The 23536-nt window shown below is 44.6% G+C and carries 17 protein-coding genes; 12 read left to right on the top strand and 5 right to left on the bottom strand.

Annotated elements, in window-relative coordinates; genetic code table 11:
- The first annotated feature begins 231 nt into the window (after window positions 1-231).
- The 12 genes from NO992_RS15795 (at window position 232) to NO992_RS15850 (ending at window position 16981) form a co-directional block, all read left to right on the top strand.
- Window positions 232-2676: an ABC transporter permease gene (locus NO992_RS15795; protein WP_371378797.1), complete on the top strand. Its 2445-nt coding sequence runs from the start codon at window positions 232-234 to the stop codon at window positions 2674-2676.
- Window positions 2677-2718: 42 nt separating this feature from the next.
- A complete protein-coding gene (locus NO992_RS15800) occupies window positions 2719-4080 on the top strand; it encodes a sigma-54-dependent transcriptional regulator (RefSeq protein WP_371378800.1) in 1362 nt (453 codons plus the stop codon).
- The gene (locus NO992_RS15805) at window positions 4067-5362 is read left to right on the top strand and encodes a PAS domain-containing sensor histidine kinase (protein ID WP_371378803.1); all 1296 of its coding nucleotides are present in this window, start codon (window positions 4067-4069) and stop codon (window positions 5360-5362) included. The genes NO992_RS15800 and NO992_RS15805 overlap by 14 nt, the downstream gene beginning before the upstream one ends.
- Window positions 5363-5511: 149 nt before the next feature.
- Window positions 5512-6762: an efflux RND transporter periplasmic adaptor subunit gene (locus NO992_RS15810; RefSeq protein WP_371378806.1), complete on the top strand. Its 1251-nt coding sequence runs from the start codon at window positions 5512-5514 to the stop codon at window positions 6760-6762.
- Between the two features lie 23 nt (window positions 6763-6785).
- Window positions 6786-7508, top strand: a complete 723-nt coding sequence (locus NO992_RS15815) for an ABC transporter ATP-binding protein (RefSeq protein ID WP_253105842.1) — start codon at window positions 6786-6788, stop codon at window positions 7506-7508.
- Between the two features lie 26 nt (window positions 7509-7534).
- Window positions 7535-9991, top strand: a complete 2457-nt coding sequence (locus tag NO992_RS15820) for an ABC transporter permease (protein WP_371378809.1) — start codon at window positions 7535-7537, stop codon at window positions 9989-9991.
- A 644-nt stretch (window positions 9992-10635) separates the two neighbouring features.
- Complete coding sequence (gene glnA / locus NO992_RS15825) at window positions 10636-12042, top strand: glutamate--ammonia ligase (protein WP_010374454.1); 1407 nt, start codon at window positions 10636-10638, stop codon at window positions 12040-12042.
- A gap of 266 nt (window positions 12043-12308) precedes the next feature.
- The gene (locus NO992_RS15830; RefSeq protein WP_026345584.1) at window positions 12309-12815 is read left to right on the top strand and encodes a DUF4124 domain-containing protein; all 507 of its coding nucleotides are present in this window, start codon (window positions 12309-12311) and stop codon (window positions 12813-12815) included.
- Window positions 12816-13353: 538 nt separating this feature from the next.
- Window positions 13354-14436, top strand: a complete 1083-nt coding sequence (gene glnL, locus NO992_RS15835; RefSeq protein ID WP_017219330.1) for a nitrogen regulation protein NR(II) — start codon at window positions 13354-13356, stop codon at window positions 14434-14436.
- Window positions 14433-15830, top strand: coding sequence for a nitrogen regulation protein NR(I) (ntrC, locus tag NO992_RS15840; protein ID WP_371378814.1), 1398 nt, complete (start codon window positions 14433-14435; stop codon window positions 15828-15830). Before glnL ends, ntrC begins: the two co-directional genes overlap by 4 nt.
- Before the next feature lie 152 nt (window positions 15831-15982).
- A complete protein-coding gene (locus NO992_RS15845) occupies window positions 15983-16159 on the top strand; it encodes a hypothetical protein (RefSeq protein ID WP_157757218.1) in 177 nt (58 codons plus the stop codon).
- 360 nt (window positions 16160-16519) lie between these two features.
- Entirely contained in the window at window positions 16520-16981 is a 462-nt protein-coding gene (locus NO992_RS15850) for a cyclic nucleotide-binding domain-containing protein (protein ID WP_045989409.1), read from the top strand.
- On the opposite strand, the gene NO992_RS15855 is transcribed toward NO992_RS15850, so the two are convergent.
- From NO992_RS15855 to NO992_RS15875, 5 genes are all read right to left on the bottom strand, one after another.
- A complete protein-coding gene (locus tag NO992_RS15855) occupies window positions 16959-17303 on the bottom strand; it encodes a hypothetical protein (RefSeq protein WP_371378819.1) in 345 nt (114 codons plus the stop codon). The genes NO992_RS15850 and NO992_RS15855 overlap by 23 nt on opposite strands.
- 130 nt (window positions 17304-17433) lie before the next feature.
- Complete coding sequence (locus tag NO992_RS15860; RefSeq protein ID WP_017219326.1) at window positions 17434-18669, bottom strand: cysteine desulfurase-like protein; 1236 nt, start codon at window positions 18667-18669, stop codon at window positions 17434-17436.
- Between the two features lie 9 nt (window positions 18670-18678).
- Window positions 18679-19311 carry a 2OG-Fe dioxygenase family protein gene (locus NO992_RS15865; protein WP_010374441.1) on the bottom strand — a complete coding sequence of 211 codons (633 nt, stop codon included), beginning with the start codon at window positions 19309-19311 and terminating at the stop codon, window positions 18679-18681.
- 245 nt (window positions 19312-19556) lie between these two features.
- Window positions 19557-22154 carry a bifunctional aconitate hydratase 2/2-methylisocitrate dehydratase gene (gene acnB / locus NO992_RS15870; protein ID WP_045965778.1) on the bottom strand — a complete coding sequence of 866 codons (2598 nt, stop codon included), beginning with the start codon at window positions 22152-22154 and terminating at the stop codon, window positions 19557-19559.
- A gap of 310 nt (window positions 22155-22464) precedes the next feature.
- The gene (locus tag NO992_RS15875; protein WP_371378920.1) at window positions 22465-23514 is read right to left on the bottom strand and encodes an OmpA family protein; all 1050 of its coding nucleotides are present in this window, start codon (window positions 23512-23514) and stop codon (window positions 22465-22467) included.
- Between the last annotated feature and the right edge of the window lie 22 nt (window positions 23515-23536).

Below are 23536 nucleotides of genomic sequence, written 5' to 3' on the forward strand. Positions count from 1 at the left end.
TGAGCGGTGTGCGCATAAATCAACACCCAGTGTGGCTTCTGCACGGTCTTATGCAGCTAGAGTCCATTTATGGTCTTTTATCGTCCGATTATGGACTGAACACTTGTAAATAAAATACAAATATTATTAATATCAATAAGGTAAGTTTGGCATAGGCGTTGCTATTTCCCTATAGAGGAGAATAACTATCACAACATACCGATACACAATGTGAGCGGATTTGGAGTAAATATGGTAACGCATTCACTTAAAATGGCCTGGCAAAAACTTCGCTGCCATATCAGTTACACCCTAACAATAACAATTACCCTAGCGCTGACACTCGGTGCGCTAGTGGCAATGTATAACCTAAACTACCAATTGCTCGCAGCTCCGCTCCCATACCCAGATGCAGAACGCTTGGTATTAATGCGTGGCGCGTTGGTAGATGACAATAATGAAGTGAAGCAACGCAATTTTATTCCTCATGCAGGCAGTTTAGAGGCGTATGACAAGCAAGCACAATTTTCTGATATCGAAGTGATGGCCATTCAGAATATCAGTATTGATGTTGAACAAAGTTTACCGAGCAGCCCAACATTTAATACTGGCGCAATCACCCCCGAGTTTATGTCGATACTCAATGTACCACTGGCACTGGGACGGTACTTTTCAGAAGATGAAGGGATAGGTAGCCAACAACCTGTCGCGATCGTTTCGTACCAAGTGTGGCAACGTTATTTCGGCGGAAATGCAAATGTTCTAGAGCAAACGTTGGTATTTAAGGGAGTGAGTTTCAAAATTGTTGGCGTCACCGACGAACGATTTATTGAACCGGTATTATCCACACCTAACTGGCACACCGATGTATGGATCAGCTATGACTATAATGATTCTCCAACGCCAACATGGCAAAGGAATAATATCCAGACATATCAATTGCTAAAGTTGCATGATGTGCAACATGCACGTCGCACAAAGCTTTCTCTCGAAAACTGGCTTAATGAACAACTACAACAACAAACCGCAGGCGAGCAAACTTTCGCTAATAGTAAAGTACAACTCGAATTTGTACCGATAAAAATGCGCATTATTGGTGAAGCATCACAAGTGAGTATAATGATGCTACTCGGAAGCACAGTATTACTATTAATCGCATTAAGTAATATTTGTAATTTAGTGCTTTCTCGTGCCGCCGAGCAACAAAAAAGCTTTGCCGTTCAGGCTGCCTTAGGTGCCAAGCCTAATCATCTATTTTTTCACATTGCGATAGAGTTGGGGCTGTTATTTATCAGCGCAGCAGCATTATCGCTTTTAATCGCTGAGGGGATCATAGGGCTACTAAAATCAGGGGTTGTCGGCCCGCTCGCTCGGTTGCAAGAGCTACAACTCGAAGCACATACTATTGCTTTCGCCTTTACAGTCAGTACCTTATTATGTTTATTACTTTCTTGGATAGTAAGCCGTCAGCTTAACTACCGTCATATTATTCAACAGCTGCAAAGCAGTGGTAAAGGTACTGGCGTTCAGATTTCCGCGATGACCCGTACTTTATTAGTATCATTTCAATTATTTGTTTGCTTGTCACTACTCACTATTTGTCTGGGGATATTCCAAACAAGCTGGCAAAACTTGCAGCGTGATACAGGGATACGAGAACAAAATACCTATCAAGTAGCACTAAACTTAGGTACTTTGCTACAGCAGATGAGCCGCCAGGAGCGTTCACAATTGCTTTTATCTGCCGTTGACTCTTTAGCAAAGTTACCGCAGGTAACCAAAGTCGGCATTGGCGGCTATCCCCCCTTTTCCTATTGGCTACCGGGCTTTTCAAATCGTCAAATGCAATTTGAACCGGGTATAGAAAAAAACACGTTTGAATATCAAAGTACAGCTGGTACTTGGCCATACTTTGACACCTTTGGGGCAAAACTTATCGACGGTAGGGCTTTTACTCATGAAGAAGCCATTAATAATGCCCCCGTTGTCATTGTCAATCAGACCCTAGCTGCGCAATTACGCCAGCAAGGACAAGTATTGGGCGCTAAACTATATCCCCGAAATGGCCAACAAAGCGTTGAGGTGATTGGTGTTGTAGAGGATATTTATCTTCCCAAACAATCTAATATTGCAAGGGTTTTTATCCCCTCAGTGCCAACTGGTTACCCCTTTGTGTTAATTGAAACTCAAGCACATGCCGCAATTAGTCGAGCGGAAGTAAATCAGGTACTCACAGGTATCCACCCGCAAATGCGCGTCTATAACTTTCAGTCCACGACCATGCTTTTAGCTACGCACTTACAGCAAGCTCGCGTCATTAGCATGTTCACTTTGATGCTATCGATATTTGCACTTGCGCTTGCGGCCCTTGGTATTTACGGTGTATGTAAGTACAGTGTGGCGTTACGTCGGTTTGAGTTAGGCGTGAGAATGTCGGTTGGTGCAACACCGGCTGCCGTATTTAAACTGGTATTACAAGATAATTTGCGCCCCGTTATTGCAGCAGCGTGCGCTTCTATCTTGGTGTTATTGAGTATTGCGATACTTCAAGATACGCTTGTACCTATTACAATAGATAGCGCTATCCACTGGTTAATTTCACTAGCCACTGTTATCACCTTAGTCACAGGTGTTACGCTACTATCTTCAAGAAATATTATTGCCCGCCCCGCATTACATGCACTTCGCGGAGAGTAATGTAGTGACTGGGATGATAATAATAAATCAAGGAAGCTTACTGTGAGTGCTAAACCACAAATATTGCTAATAGAAGACAACAGAGAAGTTAGATTAGCTGCGCGATTTGTATTGGAAGATTTAGGTCTAGCCGTCGAAGAGGTCGAAAATCCAGTGCAAGCACTCAGCTTTCTTGAACAACACCAGCCTAGCTTGATCCTACTCGATATGAACTTTGAGTTAGACTCTACATCGGGGCAAGAGGGGCTGAGGTTTCTACGACAACAACAGCAACTTGGCAATACTACCCCTATTGTCGCTATGACGGCATGGTCACATACTGAGCTTGTGGTTCAAGCCATGCAACTGGGCGCGGCAGATTTTCTAGAAAAGCCATGGAAAAACCAGCGCTTTGAACAAGTTATTATAGGCCAGTTACAACTCAATAAACTAAAAAATAAAAGCCAAGCTTTTCAGCATGCCCTCGCTGGAGATGCTAAACCTGTGTTATGGCGCAGCAAAGCCATGCAACACCTAATGACGCAATTAGAAGTCATGGCTCCCACGGATGCCAATATTCTGTTAACCGGAGAGAATGGAGTTGGCAAAAGCTTAATAGCCCAATGGATACATCAACACTCGCTGCGTGCAGCGCAGCCATTTATTTCCGTTAACATGGCAACCATCCCTGAGCAACTGTTTGAGAGTGAGCTTTTTGGTCATACCAAAGGCGCATTTACTGACGCCAAATCAGACCGTGCAGGACGGTTTAAATTAGCGGATCTTGGTACCTTATTTTTGGATGAAATCGGCACTCTCCCGCTTGCACAACAAAGTAAGTTGCTGCGAGTGCTAGAGTCTCGAGAATATGAAGCAGTCGGCTCAAGCGTCACTGAAGTCGCTGACGTGAGGCTCATCAGTGCAACGAATGCAAAATTAGAGCAGTTAATCGCTCAAGCAGAATTTCGCCAAGATCTTTTCTACCGCATCAATACCTTTACAATCGAAATCCCCCCCTTGCGAACACGTCCTGAAGACATTGAATTATTAGCGGAGCACTTTATCAAAACCCATGGTCAGCGGTATGGAAAAACACAATGTTGGCTTACACCCACAGCGCTAAATCAGCTAAAACTTTACGATTGGCCAGGTAATACCAGAGAACTTGGGCACTTGCTCGAACGCGCCGTGCTACTAACACAAACGGGTGAAATCGGCCCCGAGCACTTACATATGAGCACGCCTTCACAGCCAAGTGCGAATAATTCCATGTCGCTGCCACTCATCACATTGGAGCAAGCAGAACAACAACTGATTACTCAAGCTTTGACTAATACGGCAGGAAACAAACAACAAGCTGCTGAGTTACTGGGGATCACTAAGCAATCACTCTACCGACGCCTTGAAAAATATGCACTTATTTAAAGAACCCTTGGCGCGCTATTTCGTAGGTAAGTTTTTGCTACTCATCGCCATTGAAATTGCGGGAGTGTGTGTCGTCAGTTGGCAAATGGGGATTCGCATACCTATTTCCATGCCTCTACCTACCTTACTCTTAATCGTTGGCCTGATTGCCTGCCAAGGATTATTACTAAAACAGCTTTACAATCGCTGTAAGCTATCGTTTGAACGCTGTGGTTACCAAGCCGAAGCGTGGCTTAAGCGCGACTTTAGCCTAAAAGCCAAATCGACATTTTCTTCGGGCGTTGTCGCCCAGCTGCACAATCAGCTGAATGCGCTCTCCGATATGCTACAAAGTGAAAAAACCGATGAAGATATGCAATCTTTCCTCGTTGCTGAACTGATCAGTGTGTTAAATACCCCGATGCTTATTTTCGACCAACGTATGCAACTGTGCTTTGGCAATGACGCCTGCTTTCAACTATTTCAAAGGCCATGGCAAACCCTACGATATAGCCACCCAGAGGCGATAGGGTTAACTCCTTCTCCACAGTGGCATTTTATCGATATACAGAACAACAAGCGCTGGCAAGTTAGACACAGCACCTTTACTCAGCAGAGTCAGTCATATCATCTTGTCGTCTGTATCGATATTCAGCAAGCACTGCGCGATCAGGAGCTTCAAGCTTGGCAACGCTTGATCCGAGTGATTAGCCATGAAATAAGAAACTCCCTCACCCCAGTGTCCGCCATACTGGAACGCCTACAAACTCGCGCAAAAAACCCAAGGGATCACGAAGCATTTAATATCGTACTTGAGCGGTGCTTCCATTTGCAGGATTTTATCCATAAGTACAGCCAGCTCAACCAACCAATAAAAGTAGAGATAAAACGTCTGTCGGGGTTAGAAGTAAGCAAAACCGTTCAAGGCCTTTTTACAGATGTAGCGTGGCAAATTGAACTTTCTCCGGTCTACTTCCATGTGGACCCGACCTTGTTTAATCAAGTGCTAATCAATATTATCAAGAACGCCATAGAAGCGAGCCCCGCGGGCTCTGTGCTTACACTGAAGCTATATACCAAAGACAATATTGCTATCTTGGAGGTGCTTGATGAAGGTACCGGCGTTGCCAACCACGATAACTTATTTGTGCCATTTTACTCCACCAAACAAACGGGGGAAGGTATTGGCCTTTATCTTAGCCGCTATTTTGTCGAGCAAATGTCTGGCTCCATTAGCCTAAGCAATCGTCAGGATAAACAGGGAGCGATTTGCCAACTCGCCTTTCCTGTGCCACTAAACTGACCCAATATGCTCAGTCCAGTTTTTGAATTCTCACGTCCACTATCGGACCTTTCGGTAAAACAAAAACATTAAACACCAATAAAAACAACAGGATAAAATTTGGCATATCGTTTGCTCTCATTGGTTAACCGATTAAAGTAAGGTAACTGATGATGGACGTAATAAAACAAAAACAAGCAAAGCCGCTACAAAAGCTAGGGCTTGTTATCGCAATTCCCCTAGTGCTGATATTCGCTTGGCTTAGCCTTAAGCTATTCTCAACATCGGACGAGTTCAAATTACCAAGACAAACCATCATTGTTGGACAAGTTAAGCAAGGTGATTTAGATGTTAGCGTTGACGGCTATGGTGTGCTTCGCTCTAATAAACAAAAACTGATCACCACCCAAGACCCTGCCACCGTCTATGAAATCTTAGTACGCCCCGGTGGTGAAGTTCAGCCTGATACCATCATTTTGAAGATGCAAGACCCGGACCTCTTACAGCAATTAGAAAGTGCTGAAATGGAGCTGAACCGTCAACAAGCAAACTTTCGCAGACAAAAGCTCGCAAACCAGCGCGAGTTATTAATGGAAGTCGCCACCCTTGCCGAACTTACCAGTGAGCATCAATCGCTAGTCATGCGCCGAGAAGCTCAGCAAACCCTCAGAGACCAAGGAGTTGTTCCCGCCATTGATGTAAAAACCGCAGAGCTTGAAGAGCAGCAGCTGTCAGAAAGAGTACAGCTCCAACAACAACGTATAGAGCAGCTAAAGCTATTACATTCGGAAGATTTAACCATCTCGCAAGAACTGATCAACCAAGCTCAGTCTCTTTTCGCCCGGTTAAAAGAAAGAGAAGCGAAACTAACAGTCCGAGCAGGTACAGAAGGTGTGTTGCAACGGCTCGCAGTTGAACTTGGACAAAGTGTTGTGGCCGGCCAAGAACTTGCTCAAGTTGGCAGTACCAACGACCTTCAAGCGCTGGTCAGAGTATCTCAGTCTAAGGCAGAACAAATTCAGGTAGGTCAATTTGCTATGGTCAATACACGCCGCGAACAAGTACCAGCAAAAGTCACAAGGATCAGCCCGCAAGTACAAGAGGGCACCATTGAAGTTGAGCTCACTTTTGTCAATGGCGTACCAGACTCTGCGCGCCCAGAACTTAACGTAGATGCGCAAATTAGCACACATCAGCTGAAGAACGCATTGTATGTTGAGCGTCCAAGTAACACCCAGTCACACAGCCAGCAAACGCTCTTTGTGTTAGACAATGACATCGCAACCCCTCAGATAGTGTCGTTTGGTATAGATGCAGGAAAATTCTTGCAAATTGAAAGCGGTGTCACCCCAAATCAGCAAATCATACTCTCTGATACAAGTACTTATAAAAACGCTAAACAAGTACGGATCATTCAATAATAAATCATCATTAGGATACGATTATGAAAGAAACTATTTTAACCATGTCAGGGATCACCAAAGTTTTTAGTACCGAAGAAATGGAAACTCATGCATTGCGTGGGATTGACTTGGAAATATATAAGGGTGATTTCGTGTCAATTTGTGGCCCTTCTGGATGTGGTAAATCTACCCTGCTGTCAATTCTTGGTCTGTTAGACATGCCAACAGATGGTAGCTATAAAATTGAAAATCTTGAGGTTAGCCAATTAACTTTGGCGGCTGCGGCACATATTCGAAACGAAAAAATTGGCTTTATCTTTCAGTCATTCAACTTAATTGATGAACTGACAGTCTACGATAATATCGCGCTGCCATTGCGTTATCGTAAAACTCCGATGAGCAATGCCGATATTGATCACGTTGTAATGAGCTGCCTAACAAAAGTAGATATGGCACACCGCGCAAAACATCGCCCAAACCAGCTTTCAGGTGGGCAACAGCAAAGGATTGCTATTGCCCGCGCACTCGTCGGCAACCCCGCATTACTGCTTGTTGACGAACCTACAGGTAACCTTGACTCAAAAAATGGTGATGCCGTTATGGACATGTTGAAAACGCTAAACCTAGAAGGGACAACATTATGTATGGTGACGCACGACCCTAGATATGCCGATATGGCGACACGCAAACTACACCTTCTAGATGGCAAAATACTGGCCCCCCAAACACACACTAACGCCAACACAGTCGTTGACACGTTTTAGTTCATGATGGAAGCGAGGAAAGTAATATGCTTGTCAAAGACATGAGTGCCAGTCTGTACTCTCTGAGTAAAGTAAAAGTATTTACCATCACGATTATCTCTACGCTTGCGCTCACACTAGGTACGCTCGTGGCGATGTTTAATTTAAACTTTACTATTCTCTCTGCGCCGTTGCCTTACCCCAATGCAGAGCAGCTTTACGTTTCAAAAGCAGTGCACTATATCAAGGATAGAGTGGAGTTTGATGATTTCACTCCGATACCTATGCTGCTTGAGATCTATGAAAATGAAAAAACGCCGGAGTCGCAAACCGCCCTATTTGGCTATTCCGAAGAGGTGATTAGAAGTAAAGTTGAAACGCCGCAAGTCAATACCACTTACACCACCCCTGAATTTATGCCGATGCTTGGATTTACTTTTCACTTAGGTCGTGGACCGAGCGCAGACGAAGGCCTTAATTCAATGCAGCCAATCGCGGTATTGTCCTATCAAGCTTGGCAAAAATATTATGGTCAAGCAGCCGATATCGTCGGTCAATCGATTCAAATAGACCAAGTAAATTTTAAAATCATTGGTGTGCTATCGGAGCAAAATCGCGAACCTGAAATGCTTACTCCGGGTCGTCTGACTGACGTATGGTTGCCTTGGGATTATTATTCATTCCAACGCCGCGATGCGCAGCACTGGGGGATCACCGGTCCTAATCGACACGTGTTGATTAAAAAAGCGGGGGCGGTAGACATTCCCACTATCAACCACCAGCTATCCACGCATTACAACAGCCGTTTTAAAACCCAAACAGCCAGCTCTTCTTTCTTTGATGATATGACCATTACGTTGGAGCTGTTACCGCTGCGAGAAAAAATCCACGGTGATAGTGCCAGCAAAACTATTTGGCTACTTTTAGGCGCACTTTGCCTGCTACTCATTGCTTGTGCCAACATTGCTAACCTTATTCTAGCCAGAGCAGTAAATCAGCAACGTGATATGGCTATCAAGGCTGCACTTGGCGCTGGACGCGGCCACTTATCTCGGGGCATATTTATCGAACTCTTAATCCTCACAAGCAGCGCCGCGATGCTTTCCTTCGCGGTGAGTGAATTATGCTACTACTTACTTAGGCTGGTAGCTGCTGATAGCCTACCTGGCGTACTCAACCTCAGCACAAATTTCATCACGGTTGCCTTGTGCTTAATTCTTGCCGTGTTATTGGCATCGCTCGGTGCATGGCTTGTGAGCAAACGCATTAACTTTAAGCAGCTCAATAGCCAACTCCAAAGCAGCGGAAAAGGCACTGGGATCCAAATCAAAACAGAAACCCGAAAAGCCTTAATTTTTAGCCAACTATTTCTAGCCAGCCTATTGTTACTCGCTTGCTCGCAAACTTTTATCAATGCATGGGGATTACTCAACCAATCTCCTAATTTCTCAACCTCTGAACGCTATGAGGTTGAACTCAACCAACTTGTAGAGCAACGTCCAGCCCGTGAACAAAGAGATGCATTTTATGCCGAGCGCAGACAACAATTACTAGATGTTACCGCTGCGCTCAAACAAAACCCACAATTCAAAGCGGTCAGCTTAACTACTGGCACACCGATTGAATTTGGACTCAGTACCTTTCTTGCAACTGATTCAGGATTCCAGACGCAGTATTCAGTGTCTGGTAACATCGTTGATGAATCTTACCTGCCACTGATGGAGATTAGTCTGCTACAAGGCCGCAATTTCACCACTGAAGAAGTGAATAGCCAATCAGCTGTGCTTATTGTTAATCAAGCCTTTGCAGAACAACTTGCGCCACAAGGAGACGCTATAGGTAAACGCTTTTATTGGCTCAATGGCCGTCGTAATGTTCAGTATGAAATCATAGGTATTAGTGAAAATTTAGCCATTCCAGATAAGCCTGATACCGCTCGCATGTGGGCTGTGGACAGACTGTCAGCCTATACACCAGCGTTTATTATTCAAACGCACACAGGGCAGCAGATACTTCCCCAATCCATAAACCAGACCATGGCGCAAATATCTAAACGCTGGCGCGTTGCTGAAATTCAACCTTTGTCTCAACAGCTATCTAACTCGCTCGCAATTCACCAAGTTGCAGGTTGGGCTGCGCTATCTCTGGCAACCATCACCTTACTTATCGCACTAATTGGCATATATGGCGTACTCAATTACGGTGTTTCTATGCGTCGCTATGAACTCGGAGTGCGTATGGCAATTGGTGCGTCGCCAAAAAGTATTGTACTTGGATTACTAGGAGAAAATACTAAAGTTATCTTTACGGCTCTTGGATGTGCGACATTTGCAACCGTTGCAGCGATGGCATGGCTGGCAAACTCGGAGGTCATGTTTAGTGTCTCCCTGCTTGGATTCGTATTACCACTGTCGCTTATCATCGGAATTACCGCTGCAACAACTGTATTAGCCGCCAGCGGGGTTATTACTAAGCCCGCGTTATACTCGCTGAGAAGTAACTAGGGCCTGTTTACCTTTCAAGTTTGTTTTTGCAGCAGTTTGATTGGTATTTGTACAAGGCAGAGCCTGCGTAGCATAGTTATTCTATGTGAGTCAGGCGATAACACAGTAGAAATGCTAATCAAGCGCTGCCCTTTGGGTTCACCTGAGTGCGCTTTGTTCATTGTTGCTCAACTTTTGCCTAGATTACTAGGCGGCAAGTCGAGCGTCGCGACCAAAACACACTCAGGAGAACAAAAATCAAACAGCAAAGATCAACAGGCCCTAGCCTGAGCTTCGATAAAGTCAACTCCCTGAAGGCATGGCGTCTCCCTCAAGGCGCCTTGCTTTTTTTATTAAAACACGACCCCTGATCCCAGCTATCACATTAAATTAATTTTTGCTTTGTTGCACTTCATAATCTATACCAATACTCCAAACACTTACTCGAAGATAAAGTGACTATCACAGGGAATCGCTTGCACCAACATTGCGCACCATAATGAAACATTTACGCACCAAGTTAGTGCAACAAGCTAATCCCTAAATTTCCCAAAAGTTAAAAATCAATACTTATCAAAAACTTAAAAACATGGCACAGATCAAGCTTATCTGTGTGCAATTGCAGTACATTGCAGCAAAAAATAACCCAACGAGTCGGAGGACACATGTCACAATCGGTTTTAGATTTTATTAAAGAGCACGACGTAAAATTTGTTGATTTACGTTTCACAGATACAAAAGGTAAAGAACAACACGTATCGATCCCACATCATCAAGCCGATGAAGACTTCTTTGAAGACGGCAAAATGTTTGATGGCTCATCTATCGCTGGTTGGAAAGGCATCAACGAATCTGACATGGTACTTATGCCTGATGCAGAAAGTGCAAAGCTAGACCCATTCGCAGAAGAAACAACGCTTATCGTTCGTTGTGACGTGGTTGAACCAAACACACACCAAGGTTACGAGCGTGACCCACGTTCAGTAGCTAAACGCGCTGAAGAGTTCATGCGTTCAACAGGTATTGCAGACACCGTATTATTTGGTCCAGAGCCAGAGTTCTTCTTGTTTGACGATGTTAAATTTAAAACTGACATGTCTGGCTCTATGTACAAAATCGATGCTGAAGAAGCAGCTTGGAACTCAGACAAGCACTACGAAGGCGGCAACACAGGTCACCGCCCTGGCGTAAAAGGTGGTTACTTCCCAGTAGCACCGGTAGACTCGTCTAATGATTGGCGTGCAGCTACTTGTTTAGTACTTGAAGAAATGGGCCACGTTGTTGAAGCGCACCACCACGAAGTAGCAACTGCTGGTCAAAATGAGATTGCGACTCGCTTTAATACTATGGTGACTAAAGCAGACGAAATCCAAGAGATGAAGTACGTTATCCACAACATGGCTCACCTATACGGTAAGACAGCAACCTTTATGCCTAAGCCAATCGTTGGTGATAATGGTTCAGGCATGCACTGCCACCAATCACTTGCTAAAGACGGCAAGAACATCTTCGCAGGCGACAAGTACGGCGGTCTATCTGAAGAAGCGCTTTACTACATTGGTGGTATCATTAAGCATGCTAAAGCAATCAATGCATTCACTAACCCAGCAACAAACTCTTACAAGCGTCTAGTACCAGGGTTTGAAGCGCCAGTTATGCTTGCATACTCAGCACGTAACCGCTCAGCATCAATCCGTATCCCTGTGATCCCATCAGAGAAAGGCCGTCGTATCGAAGTACGCTTCCCAGATCCTGCGGCTAACCCATACCTAGCTTTCGCAGCCCAGCTGATGGCTGGTCTTGACGGTATCCGCAACAAGATCCACCCTGGTGATGCAATGGATAAAGATTTATACGACCTACCAGCGGAAGAAGCAGCAGAAATCCCAACTGTTGCAGCATCACTTGATGAAGCGCTTGCTTCTCTAGATGCTGACCGTGAGTTCTTAACTCAAGGTGGCGTATTCACTGACGACCTAATCGATGCATATATCACACTTAAGTCGAAAGAAGTTGAAAAATTAAACATGACAACTCACCCAGTTGAGTTCGAAATGTACTACAGCGTTTAATCGCTAACCGACTACTACGCTCAATACTGCCGTATTGAGCTTGTAGAGCCAAAACTCATTATGCGTTTCTGGCACTCTTAATCATATGTGTTCTCAAGCCCGTTGTTACGGGCTTTTTTGATGCAATTCAAAAACTTAAAGAAAGTCGCCTTTATGTTGTCATTATGGGAATTATTCATTTGCAACTCGCAATTCCAACTGCGCTATACTACAGTATGAACAGTAGTTTGCTCTGGAGATTTGTGGTGCGTCAGTGGTTTCTTATAATGTCGGTTAGCATGACGCTAGCCCTAACAAGCATTGATGCTGCAGCAGAGTCCAATCCAAAAATCTATCGCTGGAAAGACAAAAACGGCCATTGGGTCTATTCGGATGTACCGCAACCTGGCTCGAAAGAAGTCAAACTCAATGCCAGCGCCTTAACCATGCCAAGTGTTGATACTAAAATTCTCGAGCAAACGGATACAACACCAACGATTCAATATACAGCTAAAATCACTTCCCCAGCGCATGAGCAAACAATCCGTGATAATAGTGGCAGCGTATATGTGACGGGCACCATTGAGCCTAGATTTACCCAAGGTTTAAGCGTGCAACTCTTTCTCAATGGAACGGCCACAGGGCCAAAGCAAACGAATACTCAGTTTGCTTTGCGTGGCATTGATCGCGGCGAGCATTCTGTGGTTATGAAAGTGTTTAATCAAAAAGGTATGTTAGTCGCCCAAAGCGATGCTCATAAGTTCTTTTTGCACCGCAATACCGTGAATAATTAAAGCGATATTGCTTACCTACACTGACTTTCAACCAGTAGTTGCAAACATACTATGCTCATTTCCTCTGGTATTGAGGAAGCCAAATTCGACATGTCATTGTGTTCAATCCACAACCTTTGCTCACCAACCTGAACTTGATAGTAGACCTCGGCCTTTGTTCGCAATAAATATTTATCTCGCCAGTTAGGTTGGACGACCCGCATCACACCTGTAAGGGTGGCTTTCTCGCCATTCGTAGCTCGATGTACACTCGCAGCTTGAGGAGGAAAGCAGTCACCCTGTTCGGTAACATACTTAGCGCTTTGAAAGTCACACCCGCTCATGCAGAGCGTGACAAAAAGGCTCCCCCCACAGACACGAGCTAGATGTATTTTTTGACACAAAGCACTAAGACCTTAAAGTTGGCATGCTTTATTAATAACAAGTTTAGGATACGAGTTCGAAAACCCCTAGTTTCTGAGCTTAGGTAATAATTTACTTCAATGGATGCAAAGCTATGCTATTCTCATTGCACCACATTGGTGCACGGTGAACATATATGGATCAACATAACTCGATTGACTTGGATAAAGTTTGGCAATCTCTCTCAACCGCGATTTTAGTGCTCGATCAAAATTTAATGATCCACTATGCCAATTACAGCAGTAGTGAACTGCTGGGACTCAGCACTAAACGGCTTGTTGGACTGGCGATTGATAGTGTGTTTAATCATCATCATATAGACCTGCCTCGGCTCTCTAAATACGTGCTACAAGATGGTGTAGACTGCCAGCAACACAGGGTAGACGTGGTATTCGTAGATAATCGTGTTGCGACACTAAGTCTGCATGCCAGACGAGTTTACCTTGCAGAAAAGGCGTATATTTTAGTGGAATGTCGCCGTGTTGATGATGCCCTGCGTTATGACCAAGCATCCAATCAAATGCACCAATTTCAGGCAGCTCGAAACCTCATTCGCGGTCTTGCCCATGAAATAAAAAATCCACTTGGTGGGATCCGCGGTGCGGCGCAATTATTGCAGTACGAAACTGATCAACAAGAACGGGAAGAATGTGCCACGCTCATTATTGAGCAAGCAGATAGATTGCGCGAGTTGGTAGATAGATTACTTGGACCCAATCAGTTACCACAAAAAGAGCCGTGTAATATCCATCAGTCGTTAGAATCGGTGATTAAATTAACCACCTTGGAGCGCGATGCCGATATCATCTTGGTAAAAGATTATGATCCCAGTATTCCAGCCATTGTGATAGATCAAGCCAAAATTCAGCAAGTTCTGCTGAATATGCTACGCAATGCTCAACAAGCGCTACAGCATGACGGTACGATCACCATAACAACGCGCATTAAACACCGTCTTCATCATGGTGAGCGGCTATTGAAAAAAGCATTACTCATCCGTATCAGCGACAACGGTCCGGGGATCGCCGATGAGGTAAAAGAGACATTGTTCTTTCCGATGATCACGAATAAAGAAGGAGGATCTGGACTTGGACTCTCTATCGCGCAAACTTTGGTAGAGCAACACCAAGGGTTTATCGAATGCGATAGTTGGCCAGGACACACTGAGTTCAGTATCTACCTTCCCTTTGACAACACCGAAACAGGAAACGTGCAATGAAATCAGTTTGGTTAGTCGATGATGACGCTTCAATCCGATTTGTTTTAGAAAAGGCATTAAAGCGAGCTGAGTTTGAAACCGAGAGCTTCGCCAGCGGTCAAGATGTATTGACCGCGCTTGAATATGAGCAACCCGCAGTGCTGATCTCAGATGTACGTATGCCAGGTATCGATGGCATGGCCTTGTTAGATAAAATTGCAGGACTCTACCCAAACTTGCCGGTGATCATTATGACCGCGCACTCGGACTTGGACTCTGCGGTCAACGCATTTAAGAAAGGAGCATTTGAATACCTCGCCAAACCTTTCGACTTAAACGAGGCCGTTTCCCTTGTGCAACGTGCATTTCGCGCAGGCCAGCAAACTAAAAAGCAAAAGCGCCACAGTGAAAAAGCCAATAGCCCCGACATTATTGGTGAAGCCCCAGCGATGCAGGAAGTGTTCCGCGCCATCGGTAAACTTTCCGCTTCAAGCATGAGTGTATTGATTAACGGCGAATCAGGCACGGGTAAAGAGCTTGTGGCAGGCGCGCTGCACAATCACAGCCCGCGAAAAGACGCTTCTTTTATCGCGCTCAATATGGCTGCCATCCCCAAAGATCTCGTCGAGTCTGAATTGTTCGGCCATGAAAAAGGCGCTTTTACTGGCGCTGACAGCATGCGCCGTGGCCGCTTTGAGCAAGCCGACGGTGGCACCTTATTTTTAGATGAAATCGGTGATATGCCACTGGACGTACAAACTCGGCTATTGCGCGTACTCGCCGATGGTGAGTTTTATCGGGTTGGTGGTCACAACAGCGTGAAGGTCGATGTCCGTATCGTCGCGGCTACCCATCAAGACTTAGAGACACTGGTAAAGCAAGGTAAATTCCGTGAAGACTTGTTTCACCGTCTAAATGTCGTCAGGTTAAAACTACCAGCCTTACGTGAGCGCCCTGAAGATATCGCTGCCCTGTGCGAGCACTTTCTTGCAAAAAGCGCCAAAGAGCTAAAAGCCGAGCCAAAAATCATCTCCAAACATGCCCTGCAAAAAATGCAAGCCTATCATTGGCCAGGCAACGTTAGACAGCTGGAAAACACCTGCCGCTGGTTAACGGTAATGGCGCCGGGCGAACTTGTTACCCCAGCGGATCTGCCCGAAGAGCTAGAAAAACCACAACAGATTGACGCCTTAGAACATGGTAATTGGCTGGACGCATTCCAAACTTGGTTAGACTCAGAGTTACGTACAGGAAAAGACCATATTTGGCCAGATGTACAGGCACAATTAGAAACACGGCTGATCAAATCCGCACTCAATGCCTGCCATGGTCATAAGCAAGATGCGGCATTAAAGATAGGTTGGGGGCGCAATACGTTGACCAGAAAGCTAAAAGAGAGAAATATTCAAGATTAGACGACAAGCTGAGTATTATGACTCAGCTTTTTCCCACTACTCCAGTTCCCAAAATGAATAATATCTGATTGAAAATCATACAAACAACCAGTAGCTTGGACTATGCCGTATCTTGTGACTCGGCATAACTTACATTTTGTAAAGGAATCGCTATGAAAATTACATTGAATAAAAAACCACTAAAACATCTATCTAACAGCAAGAAGCTAGCAAATGAGCTTACACCGCAAGCAGCTGGTGGTTATGATGTTACCTCACCACACAATAAAGGCTGTATCAGCTATCAGGGGATGACATGCCCTACTTCGCCGTACGACCCTGCTTGCTAGAATGATCTAACTCATGTCGCTTATCGTTATATACCAATCCACATAAATAACCTGAGCTGCGGATAATTAATGCCTTTCTAGCAGCCAGTTTTAGCGCTAACTGCGTTGAATTCACTTCCAATAGCCAGCTATTGGTGCGTAAATTCGCCTTGTTTTCCCTAAAACTTGCTGGCTAGACAAGGAAAAAACTAAGTTGTGCTTTAGCAACAATGAGTTGGAACATTCCTTATCCAAACCTCAGGTTAAATAGTTGGCGACATAATCAAGTAGATTGGTGTAAGCGACAATAAAAAATCATTGCTCTAATCAAAAAAAGTCGCCACTATTTAATAAAGACAATGTACTAACTTATGTAAGCCTGTGAAACTGCTTGAAAATGTCCCACTGTTCAAACAACTAGAGATCATCAATCGCTTAGCGTTTTTTAAAGAGTTTACGCTTGCCGAGCGTCAGGTGTTACTCGAGTCTTTTGGCCACTTATATCTGGTGCAACAAGAGCGTCATGCCTTCAAACGCTTTGAAAAAGACAATCGCCTGTATATTGTATTAAGCGGTGAGTTTTTGATTTTTAAACAAGATGCGGCCCATGATTTAGGCAAGGTTGGTCCTGGTGAATTTTTAGGTGAAGGTGCATTTATCACTAACCGAGAACGCAGCACCAGCGCACAAGCGTTAAAAGACAGCATTATATTGGCAATAACCCCAGATGCACTAACACGCTTGCCCAATGTGATCCGGGAAAAAATCAAAGACAAGCTTATTGAAGGTATGAGCCATCGCATTGCTAAGCTCAATGCATTTATTGAAGGTGTAACTGACTAAGTAAAGTAGCCCAAGCAAAACATAAAAGAATGGCACTACACCAAAGCAGCTTGTCTTGCCCGCTGTGATTTGTAATCCACTTTGACTTTGAAATGACATACTGAATAAGCATCATCAGCGGGATAGTAAAGCAGATAAATCCGTAAAAGAGATAACTTAGTGTTGCCGTCCACCAAAAGTGTGGACTCGTTAAGTCCGTTTCATTGACCATACCAACCATGGGGACAGGAAACTGATATACATAAATAAATATCAGTGATAGAAGCCAACAAAACAGAGGAATAATAGTAATTCTTATCACGCCATCAGCAGTCCTTTCCATAATTTCCTCCAGTTAATGTAATACATATAATTAAAGTATACTATTAAAAAGCGGTATCGAAATAGAAGTGAAGCTACTAGAGAACTCGATTGTTGCGAGAAGAAATGGGAGCCGTAGCTCCCAATTTTTATTATGCTAATAACTCACTGAATGCATCAAACAAGCTATCTAGCTCTTCAATGGTGTTGTAGTGCATACAACCAATACGCACCACCCCACCTTTATCCATCACACCCAGCTGCTCACATAAACCTTGGGCGTAGAAGTTGCCATCCCATACACACATGTGCTTTTTACCTAAGAATTCAGACACGGTACGTGGCTCGATGCCCTCAAATGTCAAAGCAAACGTTGGTGTGCGCTCAGCGAGTCGCTCGCGTGATTCAATACCAAAAAGTTTAACCTGTTTAAACTCGGCTAAACGCGTTAAGAAGTGTTGGCTAAGCTGCATCTCATGCGCTTTTGTGCGTGCAAACGCCTCAACCAGCTTCTCTCGGCGTGGTGTATCCGCACTCATCTCGCTTAGTGAAGCAATGTAGTCAATCGCCGCAACAACACCCGCTAGCCCTTCGAAACTCTGCGTACCAGTTTCCCAACGACCTGGAATAATGTCTTTTGCCGGCTCCACCTTATACGGAGTAAAACCTTCTAAATGCTCACGCTTACCATACACAATGCCGACATGCGGACCAAAGAACTTATAGGCAGAGCACGCAAGGAAGTCGCAATCCAATGCCTGTACATCGATTAGCTCATGAGGAGCATAATGCACAGCATCAACATATACCAATGCACCAACTTGGTGCGCAAGCTCCACAATACGTTTGATATCGTTGATTGAGCCCGTTGTATTTGATGCATACGTCACCGCAACCAACTTAGTCTTGCCGTTTAGTAGTGATTCAAAATGCGCTAAATCAAGCGTGCAATCGGCTTCATTAATGCGCACTGCATGTACCGTCGCACCTTTATCTTCGGCAGCTTGACGCCATGAAGAAACGTTTGAATAGTGATCGGCATTGGTCACAATGACTTCATCACCCGCTTGCCATTCGCGAGATAGCGCACGGCTAAAGCTAAAGGTTAAGCTGGTCATGTTGGCACCAAATACAATTTGATCTGCACTTGGCGCATTGAGTAAGTCAGCAACTGCTTGGCGCGCTTCACTCATCAAACTGACGGTCTTATCGCTTGAGAAAAATGCACCACCTAAGTTAGAGTTAAAATAACCAAGGTAAGCAGACATCGCGCTCAACACGGACTGCGGGACTTGAGAGCCACCTGGGCCATCAAGGAAAATTGGCGCGGTTCCACCAATACTTTGCATAAGCGCAGGGAACTGACGACGCACTTGATTTAAATCCATACTACCCTCTTAGGCTGTAAATACGAAGCAGTCTAGATAACCAACTTGCTCGGCATCTAGCTTGTTCATCGGTGTTGCGTTATGCCACACTTCACGGTCATTCACGAGTGCAAATAAACCGTCTTTGATTTCCATTTTGAAGCAAGGTTCGGCTTCTTTGTGCTCATATACCAATAGCTCACCACCGGCGATATTTTCGTGAGAAACACCGCAAACACACACATGGTCAAAACCATCTTGGTGCACACCTTCTGGCGCTGGAGGGGTATCGCTTTCAATCGCTAACATGCGAAACTGATGCACTTCTATGCTGGTATCGTCTGCAATTCCTGTCATGGCTTTAAATTCAGCAAGCATATGCTTAAAGCCATCAGTGTTTAACATGTCCAGCTCAAGGTTTTCGTAAACACGCTCAATATTACCTTGGAAAGTATTAATTGAATCGTCTTGAACGAAAGCCTTAGTCGGCTGCAATGTCACTTCACCGCCAGTGAATTTAACCACAGAATAGCGGCGCTTTCTGAATGCACCATCGGCATAAGGGTTATCTGGAAGTTGATTGAAAAAAGGCTTAACTGCGTCGATATGTGACTGCGGTAAAAAGCGTAGTTGTAATAAATTCTGGTTGTTTACTGTTGTCATGATCCTCTCGCCCATTGATGAGAATTTGCCGACAATTCTAATAAAACCAGAGAAAATTACTGTTTAAAAAAACGGGATTTTAATTACCAATACGCAATAAAAACCCAATTATTACCACTTTAGTAGATTACTTATCTAGGTTTAAAATGATGCTTGATAACAACATTTAACTTGAGCGTTTTATGTGCATAAAAAAAGCCAACATGCGCTGGCTTTTTTCTTTCAATGTATTCTAGAGCGAGTAATTAAACCGCTTGTTGAATGATCACTGAGTCTGCCTTTTTAGTGTACTGAGGCATCTTGTGGAAGTTCAAGTAACGGTACGTGTCCGCAGCCGTTGCATTGATCTTCTCTGCATACTCTTGATATTCAGCAGGCGTTGGTAGTTTACCAAGAATAGCAGCTACCGCTGCAAGCTCTGCTGATGCAAGGAATACGTTTGCACCTGTACCTAAACGGTTAGGGAAGTTACGAGTCGAGGTAGAAACAACCGTTGCTTTATCAGCAACACGTGCCTGGTTACCCATACATAGTGAACATCCAGGAGTTTCGATACGAGCACCTACACGACCGTAAATACCGTAGTAACCTTCGTCAGTTAACTGATCGCGGTCCATCTTCGTTGGTGGAGCAACCCATAGTTGCGTTGGTAGACGACCACCGAAATTATCCAGTAGTTTACCCGCTGCACGGAAGTGACCGATGTTAGTCATACAAGAACCGATGAATACTTCGTCGATCTTCTCACCTGTTACCGCTGAAAGTAGACGTGCGTCATCAGGGTCATTTGGTGCACAAAGGATTGGCTCTTTGATATCAGCAAGATCAATCTCAATGGTGTGCGCGTATTCTGCATCCGCGTCAGCAGTCATTAGCTCAGGATTCGCTAGCCACTCTTCCATCTTAGTGATACGACGCTCAATGGTACGTACATCACCATAGCCTTCAGAGATCATCCACTTAAGCATAACGATGTTAGAGTTTAGGTACTCTTCGATAGACGCTTGTGAAAGCTTAACAGTACAACCTGCTGCGCTACGCTCTGCAGATGCGTCAGATAGTTCGAACGCTTGCTCAACCGTTAGGTGCTCAACACCCTCGATTTCAAGGATACGACCGGAGAATTCGTTGATCTTACCTTTTTTCTCAACCGTCAATAGACCTTGCTGGATTGCATAGTAAGGGATAGCGTGTACTAGGTCACGTAATGTGATACCCGGCTGCATTTCACCTTTAAAACGAACAAGGATTGACTCAGGCATATCCAACGGCATTACACCTGTTGCGGCTGCGAATGCTACTGCACCTGAACCTGCAGGGAATGAAATACCTAGTGGGAAACGAGTATGCGAGTCACCACCTGTACCTACCGTATCAGGAAGTAGCATACGGTTTAGCCACGAGTGGATAACACCGTCACCAGGGCGTAGCGATACACCGCCACGGTTCATGATGAAATCAGGAAGTGTGTGATGTGTGTTTACATCGATTGGCTTAGGATAAGCTGAGGTATGACAGAATGACTGCATCGTAAGGTCAGCAGAGAAGCCAAGACAAGCAAGGTCTTTAAGCTCATCACGCGTCATTGGACCCGTAGTATCCTGAGAACCTACCGTTGTCATTGTTGGCTCACAGTATTGGCCTGGGCGTACACCTGCCATATTACATGCTTTACCAACCATCTTCTGTGCAAGCGTAAAGCCTTTACCAGAATCAGCCACTAACTTAGGCTTACGGAAGATATCTTCTGCTTCAAGACCAAGAGACGTACGTGCTTTGTCTGTAAGACCACGACCGATGATCAGTGGAATACGGCCGCCTGCACGCACTTCATCAAGAATTACGTCTGATTTCAATGAGAACGTTGAAATAACTTCGTCAGTACCGTGACGCTTAACCACACCTTCGTAAGGGAAGATGTCGATTTGGTCGCCCATGTTTAGTTCGTCAACTGGAAGCTCAATTGGTAGTGCACCAGAATCTTCCATGGTGTTGAAGAAGATTGGCGCAATCTTGCCACCTAGACACACACCGCCAACACGCTTGTTTGGTACGAATGGAATGTCATCACCCATGAACCAAAGTACAGAGTTAGTTGCAGATTTACGAGATGAGCCTGTACCAACAACGTCACCTACATACGCTAGCGGTAAACCTTTACCATTAAGCGCTTCAAGTTGTGCAATTGGACCTACCTCACCTGGCTTATCAGGGTTGATACCATCACGCTCGTTTTTAAGCATAGCCAGCGCGTGTAATGGGATATCAGGACGAGACCAAGCATCTGGTGCTGGAGACAAGTCGTCTGTATTTGTTTCGCCAGTTACTTTAAATACAGTCACTGAAATCTTGTCTGCAACGGCAGGCTTCTCAAGGAACCATTCTGCATTTGCCCATGACTCAATCACTTGCTTAGCAAACTCATTGCCCGCTTTTGCTTTTTCTTCTACATCGTAGAATGCGTCAAACATCAGTAGCGTGTGAGACAAACCTTTAGCAACGATTGGCGCGATAGCAGCATCGTCTAGAAGGTCTATCATAGGCGCGATGTTGTAACCACCAAGCATAGTGCCAAGTAGTTCAGCTGCATACTCTCTTGAAATGAGCGGTGATTCCGCTTCGCCTTTCGCTACTGCAGCCAAAAAGCCTGCTTTTACATAAGCGGCATCATCTACACCTGGCGGTACACGGTTGATAAATAGATCAACGATGAACTCTTCTTCACCTGCAGGTGGAGTTTTTAGTAATTCGATAAGGTCAGCAGTTTGCTGCGCGTCTAACGGCTTAGGCACGATACCTTGCGCGGCACGCTCTTCTACGTGTTTACGATATTCTTGAAGCACAATATTGCCCTCTTGGTGACGTGGACAGACAAGTAAATGATCTGGCTGCGATTATTGATGCAATCGCCTGAACCATTCCCTTGACCATAAAATATAATGAACAATTATAAGGTCTTTGAGTATAGATGAAAATCTTGCATGCGATACCTCGCCTTATAGTCACTATAAATACAATGAATAAGCATACCGAAACAAGTATATTTTGATGAATATTAGTCAAACGAGAATCATTTTAATTTTGCGAAAAGGTATGCTTGGTGGGATCAAAAAAGGCTCCTGAAGGAGCCTTTTTGCATAAGCTAAGTGAAAATTAACGCTTAACTTTTACTTTCTCTTTAGAAGAAACGTGCGCTTCTACACGACGGTTTTCCGCATGCGCCTCCAGCGTATTTGCTGGGTTTTTTAAACGCTCTTCACCGTAACCAACCGTGGTAATACGCATTGAATCTACACCCATATCAACGAGTTTCTCAGCAACGTTTTTCGCGCGGCGCTCAGAAAGCTTTTGGTTGTAATCAGCATCACCCACAGCTGACGCGTGACCTTCAATCACTACATCTGCATTTTTATGCTCTTTCAAGAACTTAGCAACCGCGTTGATATCATCAACATATTGCTGTGAGAAAGAAGCATCATCATGCGGGAAGCGGACTAGCAGACTTACTTTGTCTTCTTTAGTTTCGTACAAAGTACAACCAGACGCATCAACAGCATCCGTCATTGGTGTGTTAGCACACTTGTCTTCGCTATCCACAACACCATCTTTATCACTGTCTTGCGGTGCTTCTGCAACTACAGGAGCAGGGGCTGGGGCAACCTCTTCCGACTTACCAGCGCTACCGAACGAGTAGTTAATACCGATTTTACCACCAACATCAGTAAAACCTGCTTCGAGGCCTTGGTAAACCGCCGCTTCTGCATTCACGAACAAGTGATCGGTGAAGTAATGACGAACACCAGCACCTACGTTAGCAAAAGTGTTATCTGAAATTACATCTAGGTTCATCTTCTTGATACCCACTAGACCATAGAAAGGACCACCATCAAAATGGTACAAACCGTCGATACCGTAACGCTCTGCATCTAGTGAACCATTGCTGATACCGCCAAGGTCAAAGTCCATATCTGCATATTCGATACGACCACTCCAGAATTTGTCAAAACGGTAGCCGATTTCAGCACCCCAACCTGTAGAGTCTTCTACGTCTAGACCGGCCATATCGCGGTGATTTTGCCAGTCAGCATCATAGTAATCACCAAATACACCAAGATATACACCTTCTGTAGGCTCAGTAGTATTTGCATTTGCATTGGCTGTCACTGCCATCGCAACTAGTAAGCTCAAAGTTTTAATTTTCATCATTCCTTCCCATCTCTGTTAG

This window comes from Pseudoalteromonas sp. DY56-GL79, assembly GCF_041414765.1.
GTDB lineage: Bacteria > Pseudomonadota > Gammaproteobacteria > Enterobacterales > Alteromonadaceae > Pseudoalteromonas > Pseudoalteromonas piscicida.